Source organism: Oceanobacillus neutriphilus (assembly GCF_014645515.1).
Lineage (GTDB): Bacteria > Bacillota > Bacilli > Bacillales > Amphibacillaceae > Oceanobacillus > Oceanobacillus neutriphilus.
The window spans coordinates 131,350-156,559 of sequence record NZ_BMLW01000001.1; the positions used below are offsets into that span (position 1 = coordinate 131,350).

The 25,210-nt window shown below is 38.6% G+C and carries 19 protein-coding genes; 3 read left to right on the forward strand and 16 right to left on the reverse strand.

Going from position 1 to position 25,210, the window contains the following annotated elements; translation table 11 throughout:
* Positions 1-57: 57 nt before the first annotated feature.
* The 10 genes from IEX29_RS00605 to IEX29_RS00650 form a co-directional block, all read right to left on the reverse strand.
* Positions 58-1,713 carry a glycoside hydrolase family 13 protein gene (locus IEX29_RS00605; protein WP_188732587.1) on the reverse strand — a complete coding sequence of 552 codons (1,656 nt, stop codon included), beginning with the start codon at positions 1,711-1,713 and terminating at the stop codon, positions 58-60.
* Between the two features lie 78 nt (positions 1,714-1,791).
* Positions 1,792-2,760, reverse strand: coding sequence for a sugar phosphate isomerase/epimerase family protein (locus IEX29_RS00610; RefSeq protein WP_188732588.1), 969 nt, complete (start codon positions 2,758-2,760; stop codon positions 1,792-1,794).
* A 177-nt stretch (positions 2,761-2,937) separates the two neighbouring features.
* Positions 2,938-3,972: a Gfo/Idh/MocA family protein gene (locus IEX29_RS00615; protein ID WP_188732589.1), complete on the reverse strand. Its 1,035-nt coding sequence runs from the start codon at positions 3,970-3,972 to the stop codon at positions 2,938-2,940.
* 6 nt (positions 3,973-3,978) lie between these two features.
* Positions 3,979-5,007, reverse strand: a complete 1,029-nt coding sequence (locus IEX29_RS00620; RefSeq protein WP_188732590.1) for a Gfo/Idh/MocA family protein — start codon at positions 5,005-5,007, stop codon at positions 3,979-3,981.
* Positions 5,008-5,032: 25 nt separating this feature from the next.
* Positions 5,033-5,740 carry a ThuA domain-containing protein gene (locus IEX29_RS00625; protein WP_188732591.1) on the reverse strand — a complete coding sequence of 236 codons (708 nt, stop codon included), beginning with the start codon at positions 5,738-5,740 and terminating at the stop codon, positions 5,033-5,035.
* Positions 5,741-5,765: 25 nt separating this feature from the next.
* Positions 5,766-6,827, reverse strand: coding sequence for a LacI family DNA-binding transcriptional regulator (locus IEX29_RS00630; RefSeq protein ID WP_188732592.1), 1,062 nt, complete (start codon positions 6,825-6,827; stop codon positions 5,766-5,768).
* A gap of 256 nt (positions 6,828-7,083) precedes the next feature.
* On the reverse strand, positions 7,084-8,103 hold the full coding sequence (locus IEX29_RS00635) for a LacI family DNA-binding transcriptional regulator (RefSeq protein ID WP_188733029.1): 1,020 nt from the start codon (positions 8,101-8,103) through the stop codon (positions 7,084-7,086).
* A 265-nt stretch (positions 8,104-8,368) separates the two neighbouring features.
* The gene (locus IEX29_RS00640) at positions 8,369-9,208 is read right to left on the reverse strand and encodes a sugar ABC transporter permease (protein ID WP_188732593.1); all 840 of its coding nucleotides are present in this window, start codon (positions 9,206-9,208) and stop codon (positions 8,369-8,371) included.
* Positions 9,208-10,515, reverse strand: a complete 1,308-nt coding sequence (locus IEX29_RS00645) for a sugar ABC transporter permease (protein ID WP_188732594.1) — start codon at positions 10,513-10,515, stop codon at positions 9,208-9,210. The genes IEX29_RS00640 and IEX29_RS00645 overlap by 1 nt, the downstream gene beginning before the upstream one ends.
* Positions 10,516-10,634: 119 nt before the next feature.
* Complete coding sequence (locus IEX29_RS00650) at positions 10,635-11,903, reverse strand: sugar ABC transporter substrate-binding protein (protein ID WP_188732595.1); 1,269 nt, start codon at positions 11,901-11,903, stop codon at positions 10,635-10,637.
* Between the two features lie 258 nt (positions 11,904-12,161).
* Here IEX29_RS00650 and IEX29_RS00655 point away from each other — a divergent pair, with 258 nt between their 5' ends.
* Both IEX29_RS00655 and IEX29_RS00660 read left to right on the forward strand, forming a co-directional pair.
* Positions 12,162-13,931, forward strand: coding sequence for a glycoside hydrolase family 13 protein (locus IEX29_RS00655; RefSeq protein ID WP_188732596.1), 1,770 nt, complete (start codon positions 12,162-12,164; stop codon positions 13,929-13,931).
* A 132-nt stretch (positions 13,932-14,063) separates the two neighbouring features.
* Entirely contained in the window at positions 14,064-14,210 is a 147-nt protein-coding gene (locus IEX29_RS00660; protein WP_188732597.1) for a hypothetical protein, read from the forward strand.
* An 89-nt stretch (positions 14,211-14,299) separates the two neighbouring features.
* On the opposite strand, the gene IEX29_RS00665 is transcribed toward IEX29_RS00660, so the two are convergent.
* The 4 genes from IEX29_RS00665 to IEX29_RS00680 form a co-directional block, all read right to left on the reverse strand.
* The gene (locus tag IEX29_RS00665) at positions 14,300-14,539 is read right to left on the reverse strand and encodes a ferredoxin family protein (RefSeq protein ID WP_077601899.1); all 240 of its coding nucleotides are present in this window, start codon (positions 14,537-14,539) and stop codon (positions 14,300-14,302) included.
* 193 nt (positions 14,540-14,732) lie between these two features.
* Positions 14,733-16,772 (reverse strand): glucose-specific PTS transporter subunit IIBC, encoded by a 2,040-nt coding sequence (ptsG, locus tag IEX29_RS00670; protein WP_188732598.1) that lies wholly within the window; start codon positions 16,770-16,772, stop codon positions 14,733-14,735.
* A gap of 1,219 nt (positions 16,773-17,991) precedes the next feature.
* Entirely contained in the window at positions 17,992-18,852 is an 861-nt protein-coding gene (gene glcT / locus IEX29_RS00675; RefSeq protein WP_188732599.1) for a glucose PTS transporter transcription antiterminator GlcT, read from the reverse strand.
* Positions 18,853-19,084: 232 nt separating this feature from the next.
* The gene (locus tag IEX29_RS00680) at positions 19,085-21,253 is read right to left on the reverse strand and encodes a DNA topoisomerase III (protein ID WP_188732600.1); all 2,169 of its coding nucleotides are present in this window, start codon (positions 21,251-21,253) and stop codon (positions 19,085-19,087) included.
* A gap of 188 nt (positions 21,254-21,441) precedes the next feature.
* Here IEX29_RS00680 and ytaF point away from each other — a divergent pair, with 188 nt between their 5' ends.
* Complete coding sequence (gene ytaF, locus IEX29_RS00685) at positions 21,442-22,074, forward strand: sporulation membrane protein YtaF (protein WP_188732601.1); 633 nt, start codon at positions 21,442-21,444, stop codon at positions 22,072-22,074.
* Between the two features lie 107 nt (positions 22,075-22,181).
* Here the strand turns inward: ytaF and IEX29_RS00690 are convergent, their stop codons facing one another.
* Together IEX29_RS00690 and IEX29_RS00695 are read right to left on the reverse strand one after the other, a co-directional pair.
* A complete protein-coding gene (locus IEX29_RS00690) occupies positions 22,182-24,062 on the reverse strand; it encodes a PTS mannitol transporter subunit IICBA (RefSeq protein ID WP_188732602.1) in 1,881 nt (626 codons plus the stop codon).
* A gap of 36 nt (positions 24,063-24,098) precedes the next feature.
* Positions 24,099-25,103, reverse strand: coding sequence for a Gfo/Idh/MocA family protein (locus IEX29_RS00695; protein WP_188732603.1), 1,005 nt, complete (start codon positions 25,101-25,103; stop codon positions 24,099-24,101).
* Positions 25,104-25,210: the final 107 nt, after the last annotated feature.

The following is a 25,210-nucleotide window of genomic DNA, read 5'->3' on the forward strand; positions in this document are numbered from 1 at the left end:
AATGATTAATCTATATAATAAAAAACAGGCTGTGCAATCTGCACGAGCCTGTTTTCATCAATTAACCTGATAAATGACAGCTTGATAAGGTTTGAGTTTCCCCAGTGAAGCTTCTTCATAATTATTAATTAGTAATTTCAATGATTTATCTTTTAATTTTTCCGGTAATTCATATTCCGTTTCTTTTCCAAAAACATTTACCAGGATAAGCCACTTCTCTTCTTTATATGTCCGTGTATAGGCATATACCTCTGGATGGCTCTCTATCACAAGATCGTAATTCCCATAAATGAGTCCCTGCTCTTGTTTTCTTAATGCAATCAGCTGTTTATAAAAGTTCAAAATAGAATCGGCATGGTTTTGCTGCTCTTCGACATTGATGGATGTATAATTTGGACTCACTTTCATCCAGGGTGTGCCTGTTGTAAAACCGGCATTCGCTTTATCGTTCCACTGCATTGGAGTACGTGAATGATCCCTGCTCGTCTTCGCTAATGCCGCTAATATCTCATCTTCCGGCACTCTTTTTTCCAGCTGCTCCTTATAAAAATTCTTCGCATCAACGGCATCATATTCCTCAATTGATGCAAATGGAGCATTCGTCATTCCGATTTCCTGGCCCTGGTAAATAAACGGTGTTCCCTGCATCATAAAATATAATACAGCGAAGGCTTTTGCCGAGGCTGCATGATAATTCTCCGGATCTCCCCAGCTGGAAACGGAGCGCGGCTGATCATGATTTTCTAAAAATAATGCGTTCCATCCGACTTTCTCCAGTCCTTTCTGCCAAGTGGTGAATACATCCTTCAATTCTTCTAAATCAAGTCCTTCACCTGTTTCACGCCCCCAAAGATTTAAGTGATCAAATTGAAAAATCATATCAAATACACCATGCTTTTCACCAACCCAGTCATCTGCCTGTGACAGTTCCACACCATTGGCTTCTCCGACTGCCATAATGTCATAATGATCCAGCGTTTCTTTTTTAAATTCCTGCAGAAATTCATGGATACCATCCTGATTCATATGTCCTTTGAAAGAAGGAACATATTTTTTCTTTTTCGGGTTAGGTAAATCAGGAAACCCGGGCTTCTTCTTTATATGCGAGATTGCATCGACACGAAAACCGTCAATCCCTTTATCCAGCCACCAGTTTACCATTTTATATAAATCTTTGCGCACTGCTTCATTTTCCCAATTTAAGTCCGGTTGTTTTTCAGAAAAAATATGCATAAAGTATTCTTTTGTCTGTTCATCATATTTCCATGCTGAACCTCCAAAAATAGACTCCCAATTATTCGGTGCTTTCCCGTTTTTCTTCCCGGGATGCCAAATATAATAATCGCGGTATGGATTGTCTTTGGATGACTTAGACTCAACAAACCAGGGGTGCTCATCAGAAGTATGATTAATAACCAGGTCCATAATCAGACGCATACCTTTTTGATGTACTTTTTCAAGCAATTCGTCAAAGTCTGCCATCGTTCCAAATTCTTCTGCAATCGCCTGATAGTCGCTTATATCATAGCCATTATCATCATTAGGAGATTGATAGACAGGACTGACCCAAATAACATCTATCCCTAAATCCTTTAAATAATCTAATTTTGAAATAATACCTTGTATATCGCCAATTCCGTCCCCGTTAGAATCCATAAAGCTTCTGGGATAAATTTGATAGGCTATTGCTTCTTTCCACCATATTTTTTTCATACGCTGACTTCCTTTCTTAAATAACGGAACTGGAAATATACTCTTGTTCCCAGAGCATATAATCCAGTTCAATTTAGCTTAAGCCCACCACATTGTGGCTGGCGATTCTGTTATATTTACCTGTTTTAAATTCTTCACCGCCGCTTGAAAGCCTTCCTCTATAGACATAATCGGATCTTCATGCTCGATGCTGATTACATAATCATAACCATATGTTCGAAGTGCACTCACAATATTGGACCATTCCTGAATGCTGTGACCGTACCCTACTGAACGGAAGCTCCAGGCCCTTGTCTGTACTTCTCCATAAGGCTGCATGTCAGTCAGCCCGTACATGTTGACATTATCCTGATCGATATATGTGTCTTTGGCATGAAAATGGTGAATAGCTCCAGCTTTCCCTAAAATTTTAATAGCTGCAACTGGATCAATTCCCTGCCACCATAAGTGACTTGGATCAAGATTTGCCCCGATAGCATTATTAGTTGCTTCACGAAGCTTCAGCAGCGTATATGGTGTATGGACAAGGAAGCCGGCGTGCAGCTCCAGCCCGACCTTGACACCATGATCTTCTGCAAATTGTCCCTGCTCCTTCCAATATGGAATCAGCTTTTCTTCCCATTGCCATTTTAAAATATCGGAGTACTCTGTCGGCCATGGCGTTACCGGCCAATTGGGATACTTGGAATCTTCATTTGAACCTGGAGTGCCAGAAAATGTATTCACAACAGGAACATCCATCATTTCTGCCAGACGAACTGTTTTTACAAATGCGTCATGACTGGCTTTGGCATGTGCTTTATTCGGTGACACAGGATTATCATGGCAGCTGAATGCACTGATAGTTAACCCTCGTGATTCCACCTTATCCTTGAATTCCTTCCGCTTCTCGCTGTTTTCCAGCAGCTCATCAATTTGACAATGTGCCGTACCAGGGTTTCCACCTGTTCCGATTTCCACAGCATCCAATCCGGCATCTTTCACATAATCCAGCATGTCTTCCAACTTTTTTTCTGCAAATAAAACAGTAAATACACCCAGTTTCATTATTAGCGCCTCCTTTAAATGTATGTTCAAAAAGTCCGGTAAATAGGACCAAGAAGTTCAAGGCGACGAGTTTTTTTCAAACGGAGCGTATGCTTTATAATACGTGAGTATTGGAAAAAACTCGTCAACGCAGAAATTCGCCGTGTCATTTTTATTGGACTTTTTGAGCATCCTCCTTTAGTTTATAAAAACACTTTTCCCCTGATTACTGCTTTCATAAATTGCATCAATCACTTTGCTTACCTGCAGCGCTTCCTGCGGACTGCTTCTTAATTGAGCTTTTCCTGAGCAGGCATCAATAAAATTCTTCGCCTGCAAAAGACCGGCCTGCTGTTGATCTTCTGTTGTATTCGTATGTGTTTCCATCATTCGATTATGCTTAGGCTGATAAAGTTCAAATGGAAAAACGCTAAGTCCACCATTTTCTCCTGATATCGAGACATGCGTTTTATCTTCTTTTATATTTGCCGCCCATGAGCATTCAAACAACAACGTGCTCTGATCATCAAAGCGTATATAAGCGCTCACATGATCATCGACGTCAATGGCTTCATGATCATAACTTCCCCAATCATTAACCTGATTGGGCTGCTTGCTTAAGCGCTGATAGGTCTGCGCATTGACTTCCACCGGTTTGGAAGGAGAAACAAGCCAGAGTGCTGTATCAAGTAAATGACAGCCCCAATCGATTAAACTTCCTCCGCCCTGAAGCTGTTTGTTGATAAATACTCCCCAGCCCGGAACCTTTCTTTGACGTAAAGCCTGAACACGAGTAACAATAGGATTTCCTACATCAGCCATGGACTGCTTTGCCAAAGCAACGGCATCCATAAATCTGTAATGGTAGCCAATCATTAATATACGATTATTTTTTTCCGCAGCATCTACCATCCGTTTTCCTTCAGCCGCGTTCATTGCCATCGGTTTCTCGCATAAAACGTGAATGCCCTGGTTCAAGGCTGCAACTGCTATTGATTCGTGAAATTTATTTGGTGTACAAATCGTTACAGCATCAACATGCTTTAACATTTCCAGATAGTCTTCATACACATGCGGAATAGCGTATTTTTCTGCTACTTCTTTGGCGCGGACAAGATTAACATCCTGTACGCCAGTTATTTCTACATCCTCATTTAATGACTGATAGGCTGGAATATGACGGTTCTCCGCTATTCCCCCAGCACCAATCAGTCCCATCTTCAACCTTTTCATACTTAATCACTTCTCCAATGAATAGATTCTTTTGGTTTTGACGGATTCTAAAGCACCCAAAATAATGGCAAGAGATTTCTTGCCTTCTATCCCGTTAATGAGCGGAACAGTGTCATTTTGAATGGATTCCACAAAATGATTAATAACATGGGTTGTTGTCTGCCCGCCTTCGTCATTGGACTGAATCGCACCAAGCTCGTACTTTACTGTCTCTCCATTTGCATATTGAGCCACCAGCGAATATGTCGGATCATCTTCTAAACGAAGTGTAGCTTTTTCTCCATAAATAACTGTTGAGTTATCTTCTTTTGCCGTATATGCCCAGCTTGCCGCCAACGTACCAATTGTGCCTTTTTCTGATTTAAGAATCAGCGTTGCATTATCATCTACATCCGTATTTTCTTTTGCACTTGTTTCCACAAATGCTCCTACTTCTACAAACTCATCCTGTAATACATACCGGGCTAAATCTGCTTTATGTACTCCCAGATCACCCATTGCTCCGATAAATGCTTCGTCCTTTTTAAAGAACCAGCTCTCTTTTCCGTCAGCACTCCAGCCTTCTGGACCGCCATGACCAAATGCTGTACGGAAGCTGTAAACCTTTCCAACCGCTCCAGATTCAATCAGCTCTTTGGCTTTTTGATGTGAAGCAACAAAACGCTGATTATGCCCAATCATTAATTTCCTGCCGTTCCGTTCCGCTGCTTCAATCATTTTATCCGCTTCTTCCAGAGAAGTTGCCATCGGTTTTTCACAAAGTACATGCGCACCGGCATTCAGTGCATCAATGCTGACAGGAGCATGTAAATAGTTTGGCAGACAAACACTGACAGCATCGATGTCCTCCTCTTTCAACAGTGTTTTATAATCTGTATACGCTTTAGCATGATATTTTACTGCTGCTTCTTCTGCCCGCTCGCCGACAATGTCACAAACCGCTGTGATTTCTACATTCTCATTCGCAGCATATTCAGGCAGATGCCGATGTGTTGCAATACTGCCGCATCCGATAACTGCTACTTTTAAGCTCATCTCTTATCTTCCTCTCTACAATGTTTTATTTTTCAATCGGCTGAAAATTGCCGTATGTATGCTTCGGTGTATTTTGATTTTCAGCCCATTCTACAGCATTTTTAATGACCTGCTGAACCTCTGCCTGATGATAGGTTGGATAGGTTTCATGACCTGGGCGGAAATAGAATATTTTCCCTCTGCCGCGTTTAAAGGTAGCTCCACTTCGGAAAACTTCTCCGCCGGTAAACCAGCTGACAAAAACCAGTTCATCCGGTGCTGGAATATCAAAATGCTCTCCATACATTTCTTCTTTTTCAATTTCAAAGTACTCACCGATTCCTTTGGCAATTGGATGAGATGGGTCTACATTCCAAACCCGTTCTGTGTCATCCGATTCACGCCATTTCAAATCGCAGCCGGTACCCATGAGAGATTTAAAGATTTTCGAGAAGTGTCCTGAATGAAGAACAATTAAACCCATGCCATCCAACACACGTTTCTTCACTCTTTCTACAATATCATCCTGTACTTCATCATGCGCCATATGGCCCCACCAGACCAGTACATCTGTTTTCTCTAATAAATCCTCCGGCAACCCATGCTCCGGCTCATCTAATGTCGCCGTGGTTACATCATGACCCGCTTCTGTTAAAAAACCGGCAATAGCTCCATGAATCCCCTTCGGATAAATAGAAGCAACTGTTTCATTTGTTTTTTCGTGACGATTTTCATTCCATACTGTTATATTCATTGGTGACACTCCTTATTTTTTTCTTTTATTCTATCGTTACATCGATAACAGAATTGTTATCTTCGGTTAATTTTCTATGAGACTCTCCCGGTTCAATTTTTGTAGGGATAATTACGCTCCTTTTAAAAGTATTTGGATTATTAATTAATTCAATTACTCCTTTTGAAGCTTCATAGCCGAGCTGAAATGCTTCTGTGTCTATGGTTGTCAGCACAGGTATAGACATTTCTGTTATCAATGTTTTGTTAAAAACAATTAAGCTTATCTCATCAGGTACACGAATTCCTCTTTTATGCAGTGCCTTCAATACACCAACTCCTTGAAGAGGGGTAGATATTACAAGCGCTGTTGGTTTCGCTTCCATTATTAAAAATTCTTCTACTACTGCTCCTTCCTCTTCTGGAGTATGTACAAATTTCACATAGCTTGCATCTCTTTGAAGGCCATGTTCTTCAAAGGCTTTATAATAACCTTCTACACGATCTTGAATTACTTGAAACGTAGGATTATCTCCTATAAAACCTATTTGTCTATGATTTCTTTGGATTAAAAAATCAGTAGCATCTTTAGCTGCCTGCATATTGTCATTATCCACGAACATGATCTCATTCATTCTCTCTAATGGTTTTCCGACAACAGAAAAAGGAATTGCTTTATCTAATAGGAAAGGAACTACTTTATCATTTTTTTTAGCATACAGGACAATCATTCCGTCTACTTGTTTTCCTTGTACCATTCGGACAACATCACCATAAATTTCATCCTCAGTGCTTCCAGTGGTAATCATGATACTGTATCCATATTGATGGCAATGTGCGCTTATTCCTTGTAAAACCTCTGAGACAAACAGATTTCCTAATTTCCATACATCGCTTTCCGAATACTTCAATACAACACCTAATGTCTTCGTAGATTGTTGAACAAGACCTCTAGCATTCAGATTGGTATGATATCCAAGCTCATCCATCACCTTCCGAACCTTCTTTTTTGTTTTTTCACTGATATGTCGGCTGTCCGAAATTACTCGGGAGACGGTAGAAGGGGCAACATTCGCTGCTTTAGCTACATCTTTAATAGTTATTGCCATTTGAACCCCCCTTAAAATTTTCATTAAAAAGGTTCTTATATGAAAGCTTTTTAATTACTTTCACTCTAAAGCAAACGTTTGCATGAAAATTTGATTCAATATTAGCACTCATTTTATTGTTATGCAAGATTATAAGATTTATTCTATTTAGAACACCTTTTGATTTTTAATCATATTTACGGAAACGTTTGCATAAAACCAAAGAATCTATTAGTCTTTCTGAAAAATTACTGATAACAGGTTACCAGCAATTTTTTCATTTTATTACTTTAACAGAGTTCCGGTAAGCGATACAATGAGGAATAATAATCCGCTTTTCATTTAGTACCTGATTCGTACAAATTTGAATAATTGCTTTTGCTGATTCTACCCCCAGCCGATAGATTTGGATATCCACTGTTGTAAGTGCAGGATGTATAATTTCTGAGAAATAAATATTATTGAAGCTGACTAAAGATATATGTTCAGGAACCTTCAGCCCATATTCCTCCAACATGCTGATAACTCCTACACTAATTAAGTCATCGCTTACAACAATTGCATCCGGCTTTACTTTAAGTTCTAAAATTTGTTCAACAGCTTCCCTTCCGCCGGACTTTAGAAACTCTGTATGGATGATATACTCCTCTGATACAGGAATGCCGGCTTCTTTTAATGCTGTTTCATAGCCTTTTTGCCGGTCGATGGTTACAACCAGATCTGCGGCTCCTCCGATAAACGAAATCCGTTTATGTCCATTTTCTAGCAAATGCTCAGTAATATCTTTCCCCGCTTTTATATTATCATTGTCTACATGAACTATTTCGTCTTTATATTCTGAGGGTTTTCCCACCATAACAAAAGGGAAATTCTTTTCCTTTAAAAAATCCACTACGGAATCATTCAAGCGTGAATAAAGTAAAATTATCCCGTCAACATATTTACCCAGGACCATTCTTTCGATTTCTTTAAACTTTTCTTCCTCTGTTTGCCCAGACGAAAGAAGCATTGAAAATTGCTTTTGGTGAAAATATGATCCTATCCCTCTTAAAACTTCCGTAAAGAATGGATTCTGCAAAGACTTATCTGCTGAAGACGGCATAATCACGCCAATCGTTTTTGTCGACTGTACAACTAAATTTCTGGCAGTCAGATTAGGGTGATATCCTAATTCATCCATTACTGCTCTAACTTTTTGTTTCGTCTCTTCACTTATCCTCGAGTTATTAGCAATTACTCGGGATATTGTAGATGGAGAAAAACCGGTCACCTTTGCTATATCTTTGATTGTAACTATTTTCATCACCCTCTAAGTCAGCATATTCATGATAGTTCAATAAGGTAGAGAAACAGAGCTGACCAGCAAAACTCCCCCTGAAGCTGCATAGCTATTTCACTTAAAATTAATTGTATATCGGCGGAAATTCACAAAGTAACATAGCCCCCAGGAATGCTTACCATGCAGAAAATAAATAATATCGAAAAAATCCTCTGTCTCTTTCATCTTTTTATAGGACTTTTTAACAAGTTTTATAGAACTATTTCATTTAGCATACAACATTTTAACCTTTTGTACCACCCGATGCTAAACCGGAAATTAAGTATCTTTGCAGGAATAAATAAATCGTTGCAATTGGAACAGCAATTAATACAGAGCCTGCTGCAAATCTTGTAAAATTATTTGCAAACTGATCGTTAATAAAATTGTATAGCCCCAAAGCCAAAGTATAATTTTCTTCACTTGAAATTACAATGGAAGGGAGTAAAAAATCAAATAATGGTGCCATAAAATTAAATAAAGCAACTACTGCCAGAATAGGTTTTGCCAGCGGAAGAAGAACGCTCCAAAAAATTCTGATAGGACCGGCTCCATCAATCTTAGCTGCTTCATCCAGCTCTTTCGGAATCGTGTCAAAATATCCTTTTACCAGCCAAGCGTTAAACGGAATTTGGCCGCCTAAATAAATCAATATTAAACCTGTTAACGAATCTAATAACCCAATCATATTTAAGAAGATATACAACGCAACCATCGCCATCATTACAGGGAACATTTGTAAAAGTAAAAAGATATACAACCCATTCTTACGTCCTACAAATTTAAATCTTGAAAAGGCATAAGCAACAAATGCTGTCAACACCACGCTACCAATGGCATTTGCAAAAGCAACAATCAATGAATTTTTATACCATAATAAATAATCACTTTGCGGACTGAACAGCCATTTATAGTGTTCCAATGAAAAATTATCCGGGATAATACTGGAAGAGTATAAACTTGTCCCCTGATTGAGTGACATGCCTATTGTCCAAAGCAGTGGATAGAAAATAATGACTGAAACAATTGCCAGTATTAGATAAATCGCCGTTATTTCTAATTTTGATTTCGTTTTCGAGCTCATTAAATTTCACCTTCTTCTTTAAAGGATCTTGTTTTTCGGAATTGGTAAAATGCAAAGCCAGATACAATTAATCCCATGATGATTGAAATAACAGCTGCCATCGAATAGTTATTTGTATCGAATGTCAATTTATATACCCAGGATATCAGAATATCTGTACCACCTGCATTCTGTCCACGGACTGCAGGTCCGCCTTCATTAAATAGATAAATGACATTAAAATTATTAAAGTTTGAAGCGTACTGCATGATTAGTAATGGTGCTGTTGCAAACATAACATGGGGAAATGTAATACTTTTGAATTTTTGAATCCGGGATGCCCCATCCATGTCAGCAGCTTCATACCAATCTTTTGAAATACTTTGCAATATTCCGGTAAACAAAGCAAAGATAAAAGGAAATCCAAGCCATGTTTGTATCATAATAATTGCTATACGGCTATAGAATGGATCACTTAGCCATGATATTCCATCCCCTCCGAATAAAGGAACGATAATATCTCTGTTAATTGCTCCAAAATCATCGTTAAACATTGCCGCAAATACCAGAATAGTTACAAATGCCGGAACGGCCCATGGTAAAATCAAAATTGTTCTGATTAATTTTTTAAATCTTACTCTTTCATCATTTACCAGAACTGCCAGAAAGAAACCGAGAGCAATCTGTAATGTTGTAGCTACTACTGTCCAGACAATTGTCCAAACAAATACACTAAGAAAGGTTTCCTGCCAAATAGGCACTGTAAATAAACTCTTGAAATTATCCAAACCTACCCAATCTACTAAATTACGGGGAGGAGAGTGGTATAAATCATAATTGGTAAATGCTAATAGTAAAGAAAACAGCAATGGAAAAATAACGACAAAGATCATTAAGAATAGACCAGGGAAAGTAATTATATATGGAAATGAATAATCATATAACTCTTTAAGAACCTGCTTAAAACTTAAAGGTACCCATCCTTTTTTTATTTTTTTTGCCTGTTTTCTTGCATCGAGTACATTAAATACATACAGTGTGATCGCTATTACTGAAACAATTAAAGACAGTACACCCAGTACAAGTAATCGTATAGAGTGATCTGTTCCTGGAATAGTTCCTAATGTGCGCAATCCCCAGAGCCCATAATTTAATGCATCTAAAAACGCTAGAAGAAAAGCTCCTTCGATAAAAATAAATATACTTCCTTTTAAAAATCTACGGTTATATAACTGACCTAACCCGGCAAATAATATTGACAAAATTGTAGCTGTTTTCGGGTTGTGTTTATGATAATTCTTTTTTGACTGCTTTTTTGGAGTAGTCAATCTTACCCCTCCTTTAACTTTAACTTAGCTGTATAAGAAATAATCGAGATTATTTCTTAAATTGCCTATTCCCTTCAGAACCCATAAATTAAAAAGAGGAGATAGCCTCCTCATTTTAATTAATTTCCTCCGCCGCCCGCTTGTATGTTTGTATTGATCTGATCTACAGCTTCTTCTAATACTTCTCTGGCATCTTCACCCTCAGTTAAAAACTGTAAGGCATTTTGCATCGGTTCCCAGACTTGGGCCATTTCAGGAGCACTAGGCATTGGAACACCAAATTGAATTTGCTCAGCAAAGTCAGCATACATTGGATCTTCAATATTATTTAAAGCTTCTTCATTTGGAGGAAGCTCTCCGGCAATATCATAATAAGTCTGCTGATTCTCTTCATTTGTAATAAACATAGCTAAATCTTGTGCCCAATCTTTATTTTCTGAGTAATAAGATACCATCCAGGATTTAACACCTACGAATGTAGAACTTGGTTCCCCATTAATCTGAGGAAACGGTGCAAAGGCTAAATCATCCCCCAAAGCGCTTTCATAAACAGGGATACTCCAAGGTCCATTAATAACTGCACCTATTTTTCCTTCTGTGAACAAGCCGTCAATTACATCTGCAGTAGTAGCAGCCGGGATTTTACCTGGACCAAAAAATTCTTGATAAAATTCTCCGCCTTCAATCGCACCATCATTCGCTAAACCGACATCAGTAACATCATAGTCACCAACGTCTCCGCCAAATATATATCCGCCGTAATTAACTAAGAATGGGTAAGAAAAATAGAAATCATTCGGCCGCATTAAAAAGCCATATTCATCATTAGAAGCATCTGTATGATCTTCCAGTAATCCTAAAACATCTTCCATTGTTTCCGGTGCTTCATCTACAATACTTTTGTTATAAAAAAGACCATATGTTTCAATAACTGCAGGTAAGCCATATATATTTGTTTCATCATCATAAGTATAAGTAACAGCATCTACTGCCGCATCTACATATCTATTTAATTCATCATCAGTAACATCTAGAGGCTCCGCTAATCCTTGCGCAACAATATTTCCAATCTGGTCGTGGGGTTGATAGAATAAATCCGGACCATTCCCTTCAGGTCCAGCTAATGATAATTGCTGTAATTGATCAACCATTGGTCGTCCTTCCACTTTGACTGAAATACCTTCTTGTTCTTCGTATTTCTCCACAATTTCATTAATTGCATCCATCTGTTCATCCTGATCATTCATCCAAATCACTAATTCTTCCGGCTTCTCAGATTCACCGCCAGTACTTTCCTCTCCTGGTTCTTCTCTATCAGGTGCACATGCTCCTAAAACCAGAATAAATAGTAAAGAAATTAACGCCAAGAAACGAACTTTCCCTTTCATTTCCCCAACTCCTCTTATATTTTTTAGTTGCGCAAACGTTTGCACAACAGCTACAAAAATCATTCTAATCTATTTAATCTATTTTTGCAAGGGGTTTCATTATTTTATTTTTTCTCTTGACTTATGAAGGTTATTCTGTAAATAATAGATTTAATTACTATGTTTCACATACAATTTGAGGGCAATGCTTTGTCATGACAACAACCCCTGTTTTCTTAATCTGAAAACAGGGGTTGTTTATTTTTAAGGAGGAATCTCATGTTAAAAGAAGCAATACACCACAGACCAAAAGGAAATTTTGCTTATGCTTACAAAGAAGAAACACTTCATATCCGGTTAAAGACGAAGAAAAAAGATGCTAAAAATGTAAATTTAATTTACGGCGATCCTTATGATTGGAAAAAGAAAAAATGGACTTATAAGAAAAAACCGATGACTGTTGCAGCTTCCGATGATTTATTTGATTACTGGTTTATTGAACTCGATGTACCCACACGGCGTCTGCGGTACGGTTTTGAAATAGGCGATGGAAATGATACATTGATTTATACAGAAAAAGGATTTTATTCTCAAATAGAAAGGGACGATATATCCTATTATTTCTGCTTTCCATTTATCAATCCTATTGATATTTTTAAAGTGCCTGAGTGGGTTAAAGAGACCGTCTGGTATCAAATTTTCCCAGATCGGTTTGCGAATGGAAATAAGAAAAATGATCCAGAGAAGGTCCTGCCCTGGGCTAGTGAAGCACCTGCCTTAAATAACTTTTTCGGCGGCGATTTTGAGGGTATTATAAAGAACCTGGATTATTTAACAGATTTAGGTATCAACGGCATTTATCTGACACCTATTTTTAAAGCATATTCCAATCACAAATATGACACTATTGACTATATGGAAATTGATCCGCAATTCGGAGACAAAGAAACGTTTAAAAAACTAGTCGATGCATGTCATCAAAGAGGAATCCGTGTAATGCTGGACGCTGTGTTTAATCATAGTGGTCTGTATTTTGGCCCTTTCCAGGATGTCCTGAAAAATCAGGAGAAATCAAAGTACAAAGACTGGTTCCATCTGCATGAATTTCCGGTAAAGGATGTCTATCCACCTAACTATGATACATTCGGGTATGTTGAATCGATGCCAAAACTAAACACGGAGAATCCGGAAGTACGCTCTTATTTCTTAGACGTTGCCGCTTATTGGATTGAAGAATTTGATATTGACGGCTGGCGGCTGGATGTGGCAAATGAAGTAGATCATTCCTTTTGGAAAGCATTTCGTAAAAGGGTTAAATCGATTAAACCAGACTTATATATTCTTGGAGAAATATGGCATGATGCACTCCCTTGGCTGGAAGGAGACCAGTTTGATGCAGTCATGAACTATCCTCTCACTTTAGCTGGACTGGATTATATTGCAAAAGAAAAAATTGATACCATTCAATTTGCTAACCAGTTATCTAAATCCTATGCTTCTTATACAGAAAACAGTAATGAAGCGGCTTTTAACCTGCTCGGCAGTCATGACACACCGAGAGTTCTGACAGAATGCGACGAGGATATTAAAAAGGTTCGTTTATTGTACACCCTGTTGTTTTCTTTCCCTGGTACACCTTGTGTGTATTATGGAGATGAAATCGGCATGACAGGAGGAGAGGATCCCGAGTGCAGAAAATGTATGGTCTGGGATGAGGAGGACCAAAATACCGTTCTGAAAAACTTTGTTAAACAGTTTATTCACTTGCGGCTTACTGAAGAAGCATTTACAAAAGGAAAGCTGTCCATTATCGAACCGGATAAAGAAAATGATTGTTTTCACTTTGTAAGAACTTTCAAAGATACCACGGTTCATTTCTTTTTGAATGTATCAAACCATCAAAAAAAGGTCTCATTGGACTGTGATTCTGCAGATCATGCTTTTGATTTATGGAATCAAAAAGAACTAAAAACCAAAGAAAAGAAATTAAATGTTGAGTTGCCTGCCAATGATTTTGTAATTATCAAGCAGAGCAATTCCAGTAAGTAACCTAAATCAGTGAAGGTGCAGCTATGCCAGCCCCCTTCACTGATTTTTACTTTAATCACAACAACATACAAGCAAATAATATTTTTAGTATGTTATTATAAGGGTAAACAACCCGTTAGAAGGAGCATCCTTATGAAAGTAAAAATGAATGTTCAAACTGCCTATCACGGTAATTTATTACGTGCCGGGAAGGAATACGAAATTGATGAAGAAACAGCTGAGCGCTGGGTTTCCAGCAGGCTTGCTGAGGAAGTACTGGAGAACTCAGAAGATGAGTAAATAAAGGTATAATTTAACGTTAGAAACAGCCCGTCTACAGTTTGGAAAAAGACGGGCTGTTTCTATCGGAATTCTATAAAGAAAAGTATTTACCTGTTTGCAAAAAATTCTTCTGCTTCTTCTAAATACTTCTCTTGATCGGGAGTTAGATCATACTCCTCTTCGATTGCAGACACAGGACAAACTGCCTTGCACGCGCCGCAATCAATGCAAATATCAGGATCAATATAAAATTGCTTGATGCCTTCTTCTATACAATCAACAGGACAAACGCTGACGCATTCTCCCGCTTTTTCACCTCTGCATGGATCAAGAATAACAAAAGCCATGGAAAGAAAACCCTCCTTACATGATTATCATGATTCATCCTAAATGATAAGGGTTTTACGGGATGAAGTAAACTGTTTCACCTTTGTTTATGTGTATTTTCTGTGAAAAAAACGAGGCTTTATTAAGCATATTTGCATTTTTTCTGCTGAAATTAGGTGACATGAATCGAGCTGTCCAGCTATCCGTTTTATCCTATCTAATTTCAATAATGCTGTTTTCCCCAGCATCCACATCTGTTTTCAGCAACTCAATTTGCTGACCTGCTTCCAGATTTGTAAAGATGATTGGGCTAATAGTTGATTTAGCATGTTCACCAATATAGTCTAAGTCAGCTTTTAATAATGTTTGGCCTGCTTTCACTTCTTCATCTTCTTCTACAAAAATTTCAAACCCTTTCCCTTTAAGATTTACTGTATTAATTCCAATATGAATCAAGATTTCTTTTCCTGTTTCTGATTCCAGACCAATCGCATGCTTCGTAGGAAAAACATTCGTGACTTTCCCATTTACCGGAGAAACGACTAAACCATCCGACGGCTTCACTGCAAAGCCATCTCCCATCATTCTGCCGGCAAATAATTGATCAGGAACCTCTGTAATCGGAATAAGTTTTCCGCTTAGCGGAGAAGCAATATCTTCGACGGAGCTTGAATGCTGTTCTAGTTCATTTATTTCTTCCGCAGTGTAAAGCTCCAGATTTTCCGGCTCAGGTCCAGGTGTCCTGCCAGATATAATATCCTGTATCTGTCCTTTAATAATTTCTGAACGTGGTCCAAAAATAGCCTGAATATTATCTCCAACCTCCTGTACCTCTGATGCTCCAAGCAGTTTCAATTTATTTTTATCAACCTCTTTAATCGAATTCACAGACACACGTAATCGCGTAATACAAGCATCCAGATGAGTAATATTTTCCTGGCCGCCTATTGCTTCTAATACATGATAGGCTAAATCAGCAGATGTTCTTTTTCCACTATTATTTTCTTCTTCAACGGTTTCTTCACGTCCCGGCGTCATCAGGTTAAACTTCTTAATAAAGAAGCGGAATAAGGAGTAATAAAGCACTGCAAAGAAAAGTCCAAGTATAATCGTAATCCACCAGGGCTCCTGATTCGGCAATACTCCGAACAATACGAAGTCTATAGCTCCTCCCGAGAAGGTATAACCGACATTGACACTGAACCATGTCATCAATACATAGGATAGCCCATCCAGAACGGCATGAACAAAAAATAAGAATGGCGATACAAATAAGAATAAGAACTCAATCGGTTCTGTAATCCCTGTTAAGAAGGACGTTAATGCCCCTGAAACAAGCAGCCCGGCGACAAGCTTTTTTCTTTCCGGACGTGCAGTGTGATACATTGCAAGTGCTGCAGCAGGCAGCCCAAACATCATAATTGGAAATTCTCCTGCCATAAAATTCCCCGCAGTAATTTCTACACCATCTCTTAATTGCGCAAAGAAAATTGTCATATCTCCACGAATCATTTCACCGGCGAGGTTTGTATATGTACCAAATTCGTACCAAAAGGGAGAATGGAAAATATGATGCAGCCCAAATGGAATTAATAGACGTTTAATAAATCCAAACATAAACACTGCTATATATGTACCTTCTTCAATCAGCCAATAAGAAGCACTGTTCATCACATTTTGAATCGTCGGCCAAATAAACATTAATAAAATTCCAGCGAGAAAAGAAACTCCTGCTGTCACAATCGGAACAAAGCGTTTTCCTGCAAAAAAGCCTAAGAAGGACGGCATCTCCATTTTATGGAACCTGTTAAAGCAGTACGCAGCTATCAATCCGGCGATAATCCCTCCAAATACCCCAGTCTGCAGTGTTCCTATCCCAAGTACACTCGCAAAACCAGGATCTTCCGTAATCATTTCTGGAGTTACCTGCATAAATGAACCCATTACCTGATTCATAACCAGATAGCCTACCAGCGCAGCAAGCCCTGCTGCCCCGTCACTTGCCAGTCCTATTGCAACACCAATTGCAAATAGAAGCGGCAAATTATCAAAGATAACTCCCCCCGCATCTTCCATTACTGTTGCAGTTAATTGAATCCAGTCCGCTTCAAGAAACGGAAGATGTCCAAGCATGGTATCCTGTTGAGCAGCATTTCCAAATCCAAGCATAAGACCTGCTGCCGGCAAAAGAGCTACCGGAAGCATAAGTGCCTTACCAACCATTTGAAGAATTCCAAACGCTTTTTTGAACATATGTATCCCTCCTTCCCTTTAATCTGACTTTGACAATAAAAAAAGACATAAGCAAAAATACAAAGATAGTGCCTATGGATACTAAATTACTGTACCTCTCACTATCTAAGTATTTCTACTTATGCCTGATCGAATCAGCCGCACATATAAGTGCATGTTCAAAAGAGTTCGAACTAGGTCTTGAAGATCAAGGTGACGTGTTTTTTTACGAACGACTTTCTCAGGATACAGCGGCTTCTGCACAGCCACACGAAACAGCGATTTTAGTAAAACATCATTACTCCGCCGTGCTATTTTTATTGGACTTTTTGAACATCCCTTATAAGAACTTAATAACTCAACTTTCGCACCTGAGAATAAGCATCTATAGCTTCCTATTCCAGGATGGGCATGTTCTACATTATCCTGTCTGCATGTTGTTAAATCATCCTTTTATTGAAATGAAGGTTGTGTATAGCGCCGCTCCGACCAATCACTACGCTTTCCATGGGGACGGCTTCAGCTAACTTGAAAAGAAAACCGCTTTTCAAGTGGATCTTCAGCTCGCCCTGTTCCCATAGGAGTCTTCGTGGCTGGTCTGCGCTCAGTTAGGCTTCTACAGCGAATGAAAGGAATCATATCCTAATGAAGTTGGATGAAATTATTGCTTTTTGCTTGTTGAAAAGATCATTTTAGTGTTGCAAATGATTGATTTGGCAATTTAAATGATGACCCAGGATGGATAGTAAATATCAGGAATTGCTTTCATAAATAGAGAATAAAGAATATTTTATCGTGAATCAGGAAAAATGTTTTATCTGATTTAACTTTTATTTAGTCAGCTGTTTCAACCTGTATAGAACCCCTTTCTAGCGGAGGCGGACCGTTTCAGCACCATCTGAAGATCCACTTTTGCCAAGCGTTCTTCTTGGCAAAAGTTAGCTGAAGAGCGTGCCCCTAGGCAGGCTAAGGTCGCAACGTCCTGGGGTTGCGATTACTCACCCCATCGAAAAGAGTTGTTGCAACGCCTGCATTAGTACGTCCTGGGACTGCGATTACTCGCCCCATCGAAAAGAGTTGTACGTCGAAAGCAAAACGGTCCGCCGCAGCGGTGCCTTACACGTTACCTTCTTTGTTCGGTAGAGTTTATGCTTTATCAAGAGATAGATGGAAGGAACGATCAACGCCTATCACTATGATAAGAAAGTTACTTTTTAGGGTGCAAAAGTTGAGTTAATAATTATTTCGTCTTTGTTTTTAATTGAATACTCTCATATAAACGCTGCAAATGAATTGTCAAATAGACAGATTCAGCATCAAAGATTGGTTTCTTTAAAGCCTGCTGCATGATTTTAATCAGCTTCCAGGATAAATTATAGAATACTGGATACTCTTCTTTCAATAAGGCTGCCATTTTTTTCGGCTCCTCTACCTTATCTTCAATTAACACACGCTCTATTGTATATCGGAGATGCCTGACAAAACGAGCATAATCCATACCATCTCTATCTAACGTTATACTGAGCTGGTCTTCGATCACCTTGATTAAATTAGAAACTAGCTGTGAATACCGGTTAATGTCATTTAATGCTGTACCCTCCATTGCACTATGAATATGCAAGGCAATAAATCCAATCTCTCCCTCTGGCAAATGGACCGGTAAAAATTGGTTCATATATTCTACAATTTCGGACGCAATTTCATATTCAAATGGATAAAGCACTTTTGTTTCTGACAAAAAAGGGTTACGAATTTCTAATCCTTTCTGCAAACGGGCAATTGCAAAAATAATATGATCTGTCAATGCAACAAGTGCATGTTCATCCGTAAATGTATTGACACGTTTTTTGATTATTTCTATAGAATCCACAATGCTTTGTAATGTTTTTTCATCAATATTGTGGATGATCTTCTTATAATTTTCTTGTTCTGCTTTATTTCGGAGAACAAACAGCTTCTCTACGGTTTTGGATTCAATAAGATCATGCTTCTTTTTAGCAAATCCGATGCCCTTCCCGATAAGGATGACTTCATTTTGATCCGTATCTTCGGCGATAAGAACATTATTATTGAGTGATTTGATTACAGAAAAGGCATCCATATCAATCATCCCCTCTACGTATTAACTCTCTCTTCTTCCTATTATATATCACTTCAATTAAACTGCAAATTATGGATTTTTTTAGGGAATAAAGTCTGCTAGTGTTGAAATGATATACTTCTGATCTCAACAAATATCTACTTAAAAAATCACTTTTTATATCCTTGTTCTTAGTTTCTTTGGATAAAAAAGTCCCCATTTTTTATCGTGGAGACTTTACCATTCTATTGACTTAGGAGCGATCTTTTAACTTCGCCAGTGCATCTGCAAGAGCATTGTTTTTAAAATCATCCTGCTTTTTCATATACTTATTGACATCTTTTTTAGATACCTTCTGATTCTTTTCCTTTTCTTTCCTGGCTTGGAAGGTAGATAGCTTTTCACGATGGCCGCAGGAGCACATAAACATTTGACCCTCGCCCTCACCGCGGAGCTCTAAACGCTTATGGCACTTAGGACAACGCGCATTTGTATATTTTGCGATATTCTTTTTACCGCCGCAGTTGCGATCCTGGCAGACCAGTCTTTTACCATGCTTGTTTTTAACTTCCAGCATCAGCTTGCCGCATTTCGGGCATTTTGTCCCAGTCATATTATCATGCTTGAACTTTTCCTCACTTGCTTTTATTTCTTGAACAGCCTGCTTGGTATATGTTTTGATCTCTTTTAAGAAGGCTTCTTTCTTTAGCTTGCCATCAGCAATTTGCCCTAATTTTTGCTCCCATTCTGCTGTTAAAATTGGAGAACGGAGCTTTTCAGGGGCTAATTCCAGCAGCTGTCTTCCTGTCGAAGTCAGATAAATATATTTCCCTTTCAACTCCATGTATTGATTATTGAACAGCTTTTCAATAATATCTGCACGGGTGGCAACCGTTCCAATACCGCCTGTCTGCTTCATTGTTTTGACAAGCTCCTGTTTTTTCGTTTCCATATATTTTGTCGGGTTTTCCATTGCCTGCAGCAGACTTCCTTCTGTAAAGCGTTCCGGCGGTGTTGTCTGCCCTTCCTTAATTGTATAAGTAAGAGCCATTTCTTCCCCTTTCGTTACCTGAGGAACACTGGAACGAATTTCTTCTTCATCATCAGCCTGATGCTGGTAAATTTCCTTCCAGCCTAAAGCAACAATCCTGTTTCCCTTTGCCTCGAAAATTTCTTCAGCTGCTTCAATAGTAATGCTTGTTTGCTCATATTCATACGGCTTGGAAAGAGCACCTAAGAAACGCTGCACAATTAACTGGTAGATTTTCCGTTCCTGATTAGACAGTGCACTATAATCCACCGGCTCTTCCGTCGGGATAATCGCATGGTGATCGGTAACTTTGCTATTATCTACAATAGCTTTGCTGATCCGTAAATCCTCTCTCAAAATCTTGCCCGCAGCTTTCGCATATTCGTCTGACCCGCAGGCTTTAACACGTTCCTTTAATGTTGATACCATATCTGAAGATAAATGCCTGGAATCTGTTCTTGGGTACGTGACAAGCTTATGCTGTTCATATAATTTCTGCAAAACAGATAATGTCTGTTTCGCGGAAAATTGATAAATCCGGTTGGCATCCCTCTGTAAATCGGTTAAATCATATAATGTCGGCGCATGTTTTTTCTTATGCTTTTTATCGACATGTGAAATAATTGCTTTTTCTTTCGATACTTTTGCTTTTAATTTATCCGCTGCTTCCTTGGAGAAAATACGGGATTGGTTCTTTTTATCCTTCCATGTGACAGCAAATCCGCCCTTTGTTTTTCCCTGAAGCTGATAGTATGTCTTTGGCTTAAATTGGTTAATTTCCTGTTCACGCATGGAAATCATTTCAAGTGTTGGTGTCTGTACACGGCCGCTGGATAAGGAAGCATTATGCTTTGTTGTTAAGGCTCTTGTTGCATTTAAACCAACATACCAGTCCGCTTCTGAACGCGCTACAGCTGATTGATACAGATTCCAATACTGATTGCCAGGCTTTAAATTCCGGAATCCGTCTTTTATTGCTTTATCAGTAACTGAGCTGATCCAGAGCCGCTGAACCGGCTTCTTGACATGAGCTTTTTCCAAAATCCATCTGGCAACAAGCTCTCCTTCTCTTCCAGCATCTGTTGCAATAACAATATCGCCTACATCTTGACGCGATAACTGCTGTTTTACAGTTTGGAATTGCTTGCCGGTCTTCTTCATCACCACTAATTTCAAATGATCAGGAAGCATTGGTAAATCTTCCATATTCCATGTTTTATATTTCACATCATAGGCTTCCGGATCTGCCAGGGTAACTAAATGTCCTAACGCCCAGGTCACAATGTACTTTGTCCCTTCCTGATATCCATTTCCTTTTTTATTACAACCAAGGACCCTTGCTATATCTTTACCTACAGATGGTTTTTCTGCTAATACTACTGTCTTACTCATTTATATCCCTCTTTTTATCGGTTTCTATTCTGTTACTACTTTAACATATTTCCTTACAATACGTTCATCAAAGGCACACATTGTACCCGAAAACATAGAATATCGTACACAAAAATTATGAAAACGACATGGCTTCATGCTATTCTTGGAAGCTTTTACTTGTACTTATTAGAAAGAGGATGTTTTATATGATATATACAGGTATGCTTTTACTTGTTATTGCAGTAAGTCTGGATGGATTTAGTGTAGGAATAACCTATGGTATGCGGAAAATTAAAGTGCCTTTACTCTCATTATTGGTTATTATGTTCTGCTCAGGAATGATTGTCTATCTGTCAATGGAGGTCGGTGATTTCCTGCGCTCCTTTATCTCTCCTCAAGGAGCAAGTATGCTTGGAGGCGGTATTCTTATTTTTTTAGGCTTCTTCTCTCTTATTTCCATGTTTCGTTCAAGAGAAGTAGAAACAACAGAAAACAAGGAACAGTCTTCCACCAATGTTAAATTGGGAAATGTGAGAACAGTGCTCAGCCGCCCGAAAGAAGCTGATTTAGATAAGTCTGGTATTATCTCTCTTAATGAATCCATTCTGTTGGGATTTGCTTTAGCTCTTGATGCATTTGGAGCGGGTATTGGAGCTGCCATGCTTGGATACTCTCCTTTTATCACAGCTTTATTAACAGCCGGCATGAGTGGATTATTTTTATATAGCGGGATTATGTTTGGAAGTTATTTATGGAGAATACCTGCCTTACAGCGCCTGTCCTTTTTACCGTCCGTTTTTCTTATTACCTTAGGATGCTGGAATGTATTCAGCGGCTAGATTTCATTTCAAATTTGTTTCTGCATATTAAATCCCCTTGGAAACAGACAAAATCACCGTATCAAATAAACTGGATACGGTGATTTATTAATTATTCTTAAATACTACTATTCTTCCTCAGAAAAGAATGCTATAACATCTTTTTTATTTTTTATCTTCATTAATTGCTCCACATTTTCTAATTCAGAACAGCTGGTAGCTATGGAAGATAGTAACTCAAGATGTTCATTTCCTTTTCCGGCAATACCAATAACTAATCTTACTTCATTTCCATCCCAATCAATTGGATCATCATAAATTACAATGGCCAAGCCAGATTTGTAGACTTCTTCTTTCGCATTATCTGTACCATGAGGAATAGCTAAGAGATTTCCCATATACGTTGATACAGTTTTCTCTCTTTCGAACATTTTCTCCACATAATCCTCGGAAACATAACCGCGCTCCACAAGAATTCGACCTGCTTCAGCGATTGCCTGCTCTTTATCCCTGGCTTCTCCAGACAGCTTGATATTATCTTCTGTCAATATTTCATTTATTTTATGCTCACTATCAGAGCTTCCGGCATTCTTGATTTTTTCTACAACTTCATCATAGGATGGACTGTTCAGGAAGTTATCAATAGAAACATGATAAGCATCTGGCTGCTTCGCTTTTGCACGGTCTGTCAGCTCTTTGTGTGTGAAAATAATATCTGCTTCGGTCGGCAAATTACTAATGGCAATATTTTTAACAGTAATCTCCCCATGTCCTGCAGCCTTCAGTTTCTTTTTAACCAATGAAGCTCCCATAGCACTTGATCCAAGACCTGCATCACAAGCAAATATAATATGCTTTACATTTCCAAAATCCATTGCTGCATTATTATTTTCAATTTGACCAGAATTACTCAGTCCGGAAACAACACTGCTCTTCTTCCCTTTAATCGCTTCCATTTTTTTACTTGCTTCTGCAAGATCTTCGTTGTCGCCTTTTTTATCAAACTTAAGAATAACTGATGCAACAGCAAAGGAGACCGCTGTTGCAAACAGAACGCTTAAAATAACGCCGATATAACTATCAGAAGCTGTCATTAACAGAATAGAGATAATACTTCCCGGAGAAGCCACACTCACTAAACCGGCATCAAAAATGGTTAACGTAAATATACCTGTCATTCCGCCTAAAATAGCGGCAACAATTAATAGCGGTTTCATTAATACATACGGAAAATAAATTTCGTGAATTCCCCCGATAAAATGAATAATTCCAGCTCCATAGGCAGAGGCTTTCGTTGCTCCTTTGCCAAAAAGCATAAATGCCAGTAATATACCTAAACCGGGCCCAGGGTTTGCTTCGAGTAAGTAAAGAATAGATTTCCCGGTTTCTTCTATCTGACTGCTTGCGATCGGATTTAGAATCCCCTGGTTAATCGCATTGTTGAGAAACATTACTTTCCCCGGTTCAATAAAGATACTGACGAGTGGAAGAAGACCATGGCTTACCAAAAAGTCTACACCTGCTCCCAGCACTTTAGTAAACGCACTTACCAATGGTCCAATAGCGATTGATCCAAATAAGGCCAGTATTGCACCGATAATTCCTGCTGAAAAATTATTAACCAGCAGTTCAAATCCAGACTTAATTTTACCTTCAAAGATCTGGTCGAATTTTTTGATAGCTAATCCGCCCAGCGGACCCATAATCATTGCCCCAATAAACATCGGTATATCTGCTGCAACAATGACCCCCATTGTTGCAACAGCTCCTACAACCCCTCCGCGAAAATCATGGAGCAGACGTCCACCGGTAAAACCAATCAGTAATGGAAGCAGATAATTCAGCATCGGACTGATGAAATTAGTGAAAAGCTCCATCTGTGTCGGTACAGCGATTGCTGTTAAAATCCCCCAGGCGATAAAAGCTCCAAGGTTAGGTATAATCATACTGCTTAAATTACTGCCATACGTTTGAATCCTTGAACGAATACTCTTCTTTTGCCCACTCATTCGTTACAGCCCCCTTTTGTTATGACCAGCTTTTTATCAATTCACTTTTACCGGCTGACCGGTTTCAAGTGATTTTTCAATACTTCTGACAACTTTGACTGCCCTTAATGCTTCTTCCACAGAAATAGGAAATTCTTTGTCATTTAAAACATTATTCACAAAAGTGCTCAGTTCTTCTTTCATTATTCCGGTCTGTGTACCATATAAATCCACTCCATACATGGTATCCGGGAATGTGATCTTATGGTTTTTTTCAAATACACGGATCGATTGATCGAGAATATCAATATTGATAACACCGCCTGTTCCAGTGATATCAAGCTTAGCATCCAGCTCTACATGGTTATCTGGTAAAACCCAGCTTGTTTCATAGCTTCCGATTGTTCCAGATTCAAATTTTAGTGTGGTGATAATTGCATCAGCAGTATCAAATTCTTTTAAGCGCTTTCTTACTTCAACTGCAGAAACTTCCACAATCTTATCTCCGGTAATCCATTCAATAGCATCTAGATCATGAACACCTAAAAACATTACGACAGATGTTCTTCCTTTTAATCTTCTTCCATTCTGATAGGAATTGTTACGCCGGGAATGCAGATGGACCGGTTCTCCGATTTTCCCCGCTGCAACTGCCTGTTTTGCATGATAATATCTTGGGTCCCAGCGTAATGTGTGGCCAACCATCATTTTTACGCCAGTTTCTTTTACTTTATCAATAATCCCCTGTGCGTCTTCTACATTATCAGCCAATGGCTTTTCAATCAGAATATGCTTATGATAGTCACAGGCCTTGCAGGCAACGTCAAAGTGCTGATCATCTGATGTACAGATACTGACTGCATGCACATTATCGTCTTTCAACAACGCTTCTAAATCATGAACAGCAGTGGTCTGAAATTGTTCCGCCATATTTTTTGCATGCTCCTGATTAATGTCGTGAACTGCTACTAAATTTACATAAGGCAGCTCCGAATAAATTCTTGCATGTGATTGCCCCATAACTCCCATACCAATTACAGCTACATTTAATTTATTCAACATACCCATCTCCTTTATATTTAATAGATTTAATTACAGTGCTATATAAGTTAAAATAAAGATTTTACTTTCTAGCTTTCACCGTTTATCATTTGAGGACTTTTTGAACA